Source organism: Streptomyces atriruber (assembly GCF_001418325.1).
In the GTDB taxonomy this organism is placed as follows: domain Bacteria; phylum Actinomycetota; class Actinomycetes; order Streptomycetales; family Streptomycetaceae; genus Streptomyces; species Streptomyces atriruber.
Genome location: NZ_LIPN01000453.1, coordinates 1 through 7,527, shown reverse-complemented (window position 1 = coordinate 7,527; position 7,527 = coordinate 1). Strand labels below are relative to the sequence as shown.

General features: G+C 73.6%; 5 protein-coding genes. 1 reads left to right on the top strand and 4 read right to left on the bottom strand.

The window, feature by feature from the left end:
* Positions 1-276 precede the first annotated feature (276 nt).
* Complete coding sequence (locus AOK03_RS35600) at positions 277-480, bottom strand: hypothetical protein (RefSeq protein ID WP_055569527.1); 204 nt, start codon at positions 478-480, stop codon at positions 277-279.
* A gap of 601 nt (positions 481-1,081) precedes the next feature.
* On the opposite strand from AOK03_RS35600, the gene AOK03_RS35595 reads away from it, so the two are divergent.
* Positions 1,082-2,383, top strand: a complete 1,302-nt coding sequence (locus AOK03_RS35595) for a protein kinase domain-containing protein (RefSeq protein ID WP_055569526.1) — start codon at positions 1,082-1,084, stop codon at positions 2,381-2,383.
* Positions 2,384-2,453: 70 nt separating this feature from the next.
* Here the strand turns inward: AOK03_RS35595 and AOK03_RS35590 are convergent, their stop codons facing one another.
* The 3 genes from AOK03_RS35590 to cobT all read right to left on the bottom strand — a co-directional run.
* Positions 2,454-3,272 carry a TrmH family RNA methyltransferase gene (locus AOK03_RS35590; protein WP_055569525.1) on the bottom strand — a complete coding sequence of 273 codons (819 nt, stop codon included), beginning with the start codon at positions 3,270-3,272 and terminating at the stop codon, positions 2,454-2,456.
* 113 nt (positions 3,273-3,385) lie between these two features.
* A complete protein-coding gene (cobA, locus tag AOK03_RS35585) occupies positions 3,386-4,618 on the bottom strand; it encodes a uroporphyrinogen-III C-methyltransferase (RefSeq protein WP_055569524.1) in 1,233 nt (410 codons plus the stop codon).
* Positions 4,619-4,791: 173 nt separating this feature from the next.
* Positions 4,792-7,527, bottom strand: a 2,736-nt coding sequence (gene cobT / locus AOK03_RS35580; protein ID WP_055569528.1) for a nicotinate-nucleotide--dimethylbenzimidazole phosphoribosyltransferase, incomplete at its 5' end; no start/stop codon positions are given.

Here is a 7,527-nt window from a genome sequence, read left to right as displayed (position 1 = left end):
CGGGGGCAGCGGCCACGCGCCCGCCGGGGGCACTGGTACGCGGGCTGCGCGGCACCGTCGCCGGGCCCCGGCGGATGGCGCAGGTGGTGCGGGGTGGCCGCACAGGCCCCGGTGGCCCCGGGGCCCGGAACCGTCGGGCGTCCCGCCAGGAAATGGCAATGCCCGCGCAGCTCCCCAGCTGCGCGGGCATTTTGCCGTCCGCCGCACCCCCGTCCCCACGGGGTTTCATGGCCGGATGTCCCCGCCCGGACCGCTCTTCCGGGCCTGGGGCGCCGCTCAGCGCCCCAGCATCACGCCCACGGACGACGCTTGTGTGACCACTGCTTCCCAGCCGCCGAAGACGACCACGAGCAGGGCTGCCAGGGGGAGGACCATGGCCGTCGCCACCAAAGGATGGCGCGTGCCGGACGGGCGGACGCCGAACGCGGAGAACCTGCGCCCTTGCGTGCGGATCATGGTCCGCGGTGCCGTGTCCGCCATGATTCCTCTCCTGACCGCTTCGATGTGGTTTTGGCAGCGGCGAGTGTCTGACCTCGGGGGACGAGTGCTACACCCGCCGCTTGACCTCAAATCTAGGTCTGCGGGGAGTCCCGGGCGTCATGCCCTCGTACCGAATGCCGGGCCTCCCGGAGGATGACCGATCGACCTGCACGTACTCCCGTGGGTGGAGACGAGGGCCTAGGACGTGGTCCTAGGTCTCAGGGTCATCCCCGAGGGGGCGGCCGTGACCTCGGCGGAAACCTGCCCCCAGGTGACTTCCCTCACTTCTGCCACCCCCCTGCGCACCTCCCTCTCCACCCGCCGACCGACCCGGCCCGCCATCCCTTCGTACGTTCGAGTCGTGCCACCGGCAGCCACGGCCGTCTCCGCTCGATCGCCCTTCACGGGATCAATCCCCCTGCGGTGATGGATCGTTGGCGAGGGGCGCGAAGGCAACGCCCCCTTGGCCCCCGCCCCCTGACCGGTCTTCAAGTTTCCCGCTCGGCACGGACAATCGGTCGCCGCACGAGGGCGCGGCCTCTGCACGTGCCCGGCCACGGAAACGTAAGCTGTGGCTCGTCAGACGGACCGGGTAGCGGGGATGGACATGGCGATGATGCGGCTCCGGCGCGAGGACCCGCGTGTCGTCGGCTCGTTCAGGTTGCACAGGCGCCTGGGCGCCGGCGGCATGGGGGTCGTCTATTTGGGGTCGGACCGGCGGGGGCAGCGCGTCGCCCTGAAGGTGATCCGGCCCGACCTGGCGGAGGATCAGGAGTTCCGGTCCCGGTTCGCCCGGGAGGTCTCGGCGGCCCGGCGCATCCGTGGCGGCTGCACCGCGCGGCTCGTCGCCGCCGACCTCGACGCGGACCGCCCGTGGTTCGCCACGCAGTACGTCCCCGGGCCCTCCCTGCACGACAAGGTCGCCGCCGAAGGGCCGCTGTCCGCGGCCGACGTGGCGGTGGTCGGCTCGGCGCTGGCCGAGGGGCTCGTCGCCGTGCACGAGGCCGGTGTCGTGCACCGCGACCTCAAGCCGTCGAACATCCTGCTGTCCCCGAAGGGGCCGCGGATCATCGACTTCGGCATCGCGTGGGCGACCGGCGCCTCCACGCTGACGCACGTGGGCACCGCCGTGGGATCGCCCGGCTTCCTCGCGCCCGAACAGGTGCGCGGCGCCGCGGTGACGCCCGCGACCGACGTCTTCGCCCTCGGCGCCACGCTCGCCTACGCGGGCATGGCGGACTCGCCCTTCGGACACGGCAGTTCCGAGGTCATGCTCTACCGCGTGGTCCACGAGGAGGCACAGCTGCACGGCGTGCCCGACGCGCTCGCGCCGCTGATCCGGGCCTGCCTCGCCAAGGACCCGGAGGAGCGGCCCAGCACGCTCCAGCTCTCGCTCCGGCTGAAGGAGATCGCCGCCCGCGAGGCTCAGGGGATCTCCGACGTCCGCCCGCCCGCGCCCCGCCAGGACCACGACCGGCCCACCGGCCGGCTCGCCGAGAGCTATCTGGACGAGCGCACCCAGCGGCGCGCCGCCCCCGGTGCCACTCCCCCGCCGCGCTCCGGCCCGCCGCGGACCGGCTCGTCCCGGCCCAACTCCTCGCGGTCCGGATCCCGGCCGACGGGGCCGCGCAACACGACGCGCTCCGGCAGCAGGACCGCACCGCGCAGCGGCACCGGCCGTCAGGGCCCGCGCACCACGGGGACGGGCCGGAGAGTACCCGCCAATCCACGGCTGCTGCGGCAGCGGCTCTTCGTGTTCGTGGTCGTGACGCTGCTGGTGGCACTCGCCATCGCGGCGGCCCAGGGATGCCAGGGACCCGCGCGGGGCCTCGGCGACACCGACGTACACCAGCAGCAGTCGCACGGCCGACAGGTCGATCAGGGGCACGGCGCCCGGAGCTGAGGCCGCGCGTCCGGGCGGGCCGACCTGTCGGCGTAGCTCCGTCAAAAGCTCAGAGCTCAGAGTGCAGAACTCAGAGCTGCGGGCGGCCCGTCGCCACCGCGTAGAACGCGACCGCTGCCGCCGCGCCCACATTGAGCGAGTCCACGCCGTGGGCCATCGGGATGCGGACCCATTCGTCGGCGGCGACCAGCGCCTGCGTGGAGAGTCCGTCGCCCTCGGCGCCGAGCATCAGCGCGACGCGGTCCATGCGGTGCGGCGCCACCTCGTCCAGGGACTCGGCCTTCTCGTCCGGGGTGAGCGCGAGGAGGTTGAAGCCGGCCTCACGGACGCCTTCGAGTCCCTTGGGCCAGGATTCCAGGCGGGCGTACGGAACCGAGAAGACGGCGCCCATCGAGACCTTCACCGAGCGGCGGTAGAGCGGATCGGCGCAGTCCGGCGAGAGCAGGACCGCGTCCATGCCGAGCGCCGCGGCGGAGCGGAAGATCGCGCCGATGTTGGTGTGGTCGTTGACCGCCTCCATGACGACCACACGGCGGGTGGTCGACAGGAGCTCGTCGGCGGTGGGCAGTGGCTTGCGCTGCATGGAGGCGAGGGCGCCGCGGTGCACGTGGTAGCCGGTGACCCGCTCGGCGAGGTCCGGGCTGACCGCGTACACCGGGGCCGGAAGTTCGTCGATGACGTCGCGCATGACGTCGACCCACTTGGCCGAGAGCAGCATCGAGCGCATTTCGTAGCCCGCGTCCTTGGCCCGTCTGATGACCTTCTCGCCCTCCGCGATGAACAGGCCCTCGGCCGGTTCGCGCTTGCGGCGCAGCTCGACGTCGGTCAGGCCTGTGTAGTCGCGCAGGCGCGGGTCGTCGGGGTCGTCGACGGTGATGAGATCAGCCACAGGGTGATACTGCCTTGTCCTGGGTGTGGTGCCAACGGCTCGGGAGGGGTTCCGTTACCGCTGGTTACGTGCGGGTGTTCGAGGGCGTCGTGCGCGGCGGGTTCCCCGGCTGGTCACGCGGGACCCGGGAGTCCCACCTTCACCACGTCGCCGATGACGATGACGGCCGGGGGCCTCACCTCGTGGGTGCGCACCGCCTCGGCGACCGTGCCGAGCGTCGCGTCGACGCGGCGCTGGGCCGCCGTGGTGCCCTCCTGGATCAGTGCGAGGGGGGTGTCGGCGGACTTCCCGTGGGTGACCAGGGCCTTTGCGATCTTGCCGATCTTGTCGACGCCCATGAGGATCACGAGGGTGCCGCGCAGCTTGGCCAGGGACTCCCAGTCGACCAGGGAGCGCTCGTCGTCCGGCGCCACATGGCCGCTGACCACCGTGAACTCATGGGCGACGCCGCGGTGGGTGACGGGAATGCCGCCGGCCGAGGGGACGGAGATCGAGCTGGAGATGCCGGGGACGACCGTGCAGGCGATGCCCGCCTCGGCGAGCGCCTGGGCCTCCTCCATGCCGCGGCCGAAGACATAGGGGTCGCCGCCCTTGAGCCGGACGACGGCCTTGCCCTGCTTGGCGTGCTCGATCAGGGCGTTGTTGATCGCCTCCTGGGCCATGAAGCGCCCGTACGGGATCTTCGCGGCGTCGATGACCTCGACGTGCGGCGGGAGCTCGTCGAGGAGGTCGCGCGGGCCCAGGCGGTCGGCGATGACGACGTCCGCGGCGGCGAGCAGGCGCCGGCCGCGGACCGTGATCAGGTCGGGGTCGCCGGGGCCGCCGCCGACCAGGGCGACGCCGGGGGTCCGGGTGCGCAGGTGCGGGGCGACGAGGCTGCCGTCGCGCAGGCCTTCGACCACCGCGTCGCGGATGGCGGCGGTGCGGCGCGGGTCGCGGTCCTGGATGTCGCTGGACAGGACCGCGACGGTGACGCCCTCGGAGCGGCCGGTGGCGGGGGTCCAGGCGGTCGCCGCCTCGGCGTCGTCGGAGCGCACGCACCAGACGCGGTGCTGCTCGGCCTCGGCGGAGGCGCGGGTGTTCGCGTCGGCGTCACTGGTGGCGATCAGGGCGTACCAGGCGTCCTGCAGGTCACCGGCCTCGTACCTGCGCCTGGTCCAGACGATCTCGCCCGCGTCGGCCATCGCTTCGACGGAAGGCTTGGCCGAGGGGGACACCAGGGTGATGTCGGCGCCCGCCTTGATGAGGGCCGGGAGGCGGCGCTGGGCGACCTGGCCGCCGCCGAGGACGACGACACGGCGGCCGGTCAGGCGGAGGCCTACGGGGTAGGCGGGGTTTTCGGCCATGGCGGGGTGGCTCCTCGTACGGGCGTTACGGCTGCCGCTGCGGCGCTGGAGCGGCCCTATGACGTGCGGGTTCAGTATGGCGCGGGCGGGGCCGGGGTTCTCCCCCGAGCCCCGCCCTCACCCGGCAGTGACGCTGTGCGGCATTGCCGCGTGGGCGACTCGCCCCGGTTCGGCTACTTCTCGGTGACGCCCGCCGAGTCGAAGGTGGCCACCTCGTGCATGGCGCGGGCGGCGCTCTGGACGACCGGCAGGGCCAGGAGCGCGCCCGTGCCCTCGCCGAGGCGGAGGTCCAGGTCGACCAGCGGGCGCAGGCCCAGCTTGTTCAGGGCCGCCACATGGCCCGGCTCCGCGCTGCGGTGGCCCGCGATGCAGGCCGCGAGGACCTCGGGGGCGATGGCGCGGGCCACCAGGGCGGCCGCACCGGCGCTGACGCCGTCCAGGATCACCGGCGTACGCAGCGAGGCGCCGCCGAGGAGCAGGCCGACCATGGCCGCGTGTTCCAGGCCGCCGATGGCCGCGAGGACGCCGATCGGGTCCGCGGGGTCGGGCTTGTGCAGGTCGAGGGCGCGGCGGACCACCTCGACCTTGCGGGTGTGCATCTCGTCGTTGATGCCCGTGCCACGCCCGGTGACCTCGGCGGGGTCGGTGTCGGTGTAGACGGAGATCAGGGCCGCGGACGCGGTGGTGTTCGCGATGCCCATCTCGCCGGTCAGCAGCGCCTTGTTGCCCGCGGCCACCAAGTCACGGGCCGTCTCGATGCCGACCTCGATGGCCGCCTTGACCTCTTCGCGGGTCAGAGCGGGCCCGGTCGTCATGTCGGCGGTGCCCGCGCGCACCTTGCGGGGCAGCAGGCCGGGGGTGGCGGGCAGTTCGCTCGCCACCCCGACGTCGATGACGCAGACCTCGGCGCCCACCTGGTTGGCGAAGGCGTTGCAGACCGCGCCGCCGCCGAGGAAGTTGGCGACCATCTGCGCGGTCACCTCCTGGGGCCAGGCGGTGACGCCCTGGGCGTGCACGCCGTGGTCGCCCGCGAAGATCGCGACGGCCGCGGGCTCCGGGATGGGCGGCGGGCACATCCGGGAGAGGCCGGAGAGCTGGGCGGAGATGATCTCCAGCATCCCGAGCGCGCCCGGCGGCTTCGTCATCCGCTTCTGTCGTTCCCAGGCCTCGCCGAGCGCCTTGGCGTCCAGCGGGCGGATGTTGGAGACGGTCTCGGCGAGCAGGTCGTGCGGGTCCTCGCCGGGCAGGGCGCGACGGCCGTACGTCTCCTCGTGGACGACCCAGGACAGCGGGCGGCGCTTGGACCACCCGGCCTGCATCAGCTCGGGCTCGTCCGGGAACTCGTCGACGTAACCCACGCAGAGGTAGGCGACGACTTCGAGGTGCTCGGGCAGGCCGAGGGCGCGGACCATCTCGCGCTCGTCGAAGAAGCTGACCCAGCCGACCCCGAGGCCTTCGGCGCGCGCGGCGAGCCAGAGGTTCTCGACGGCGAGCGCCGAGGAGTAGGGGGCCATCTGCGGCTGGGTGTGGCGGCCGAGGGTGTGGCGGCCGCCACGGGTCGGGTCCGCGGTGACGACGATGTTCACCGGGGTGTCGACGATGGCCTCGATCTTCAGTTCCTTGAACTGCTTCGCGCGGCCCTTGGGGAGGGACTTGGCGTACGCGTCGCGCTGGCGCATGGCCAGTTCGTGCATCGCGCGCCGGGTGTCGGCGGACTTGATGACGACGAAGTCCCAGGGCTGGGAGTGGCCGACCGACGGGGCGGTGTGCGCGGCCTCCAGGACGCGGAGCAGCACCTCGTGCGGGATGGCGTCGCTGCGGAAGCCGTTGCGGATGTCGCGGCGCTCGCGCATGACGCGCAGGACGGCCTCGCGCTCGGCGTCTCCGTAGCCCGGGGCGGCGGTGCCGGGGGATGCGACGGGCTCGACGGACTCGCTGGCGTCGGCGTCCACATCGGCGGCCGCATCCGTGTCCGCGTCCGCGAGTTCCTCCGCCGCTGCCGGGGCCTCCGGGGCTTCGGCGGCCGCTGCGGGCGCGACCATCAGGATCTCCGGTGCTTCGGCGTCCTGGGCCTCAGCCGCCTCGGGGGCTTCCGGCGCGGCGGCGGGCACGAGGAGCTCGGGGCCCTCGACCGGCTCGGGCAGGGGTGCGGGTGCAGGCGCAGGCGCGGATGCCTGGGCAGGCGCGGATGCGGATGCTTCAGGCGCTTCGGCCATCTCAGGTGCTTCGGCCACTTCGGTCACTTCGTTCGCTTCGATCGGTTCGAACGAGATGACTTCGTCGGCCTCGTCCAACTCGTCGGCCGGGTCGGCCGTCTCGGGGGCGGCCGGGAACTCGGTCGGAGCCGCCGCTGAGGAGACAATACGGGGCACACCGGAGACGGGCGGGCCCTGGGGGGTCTCCGCGGTTCCGGCCGCCTCCTCGCCCGTCGGGACCGGCTCGCTCCCGACGCTCTCCTGCGATGCCGTCTCCGGCACGGGAGCCGGTTCGGAGACGGGCGGCGTCGTGGGCTGCGCTCCGTCGCGCGGGGCGGGCACCGCGGCGGCGGCCTGCTGCGCGGCCTCGGGCGTCACGTCGGTGGTCGCGGCGCCTTCGGGGGCGACCGGCTCGGCGACCGGAGCCTCGGCCGCCGGAGCCTGGGCCGCCGGAGCCTGGGCGACCAGGGGTTCGGCGGTCGCGGCCTGGGCGACCGGAGCCTCGTGGGCGTCGGCGGGCGCACCCTCGGGAGTGGGCTCCCCGGCCGGGTCCTCCTGGGGGACGACCATGGCGTGCGGCGGCGTCGGGGCCAGGTGCGGCGTGGTCGGCACCTGGCCGTCGACCGGCACGAACTGGCCGATGGGCGCGGGGCCTTGGGCGCCTTCGTACTCACCGGGGAGCGAGGTCCCCATGGGCTCGGCGGGGCCTTGCGG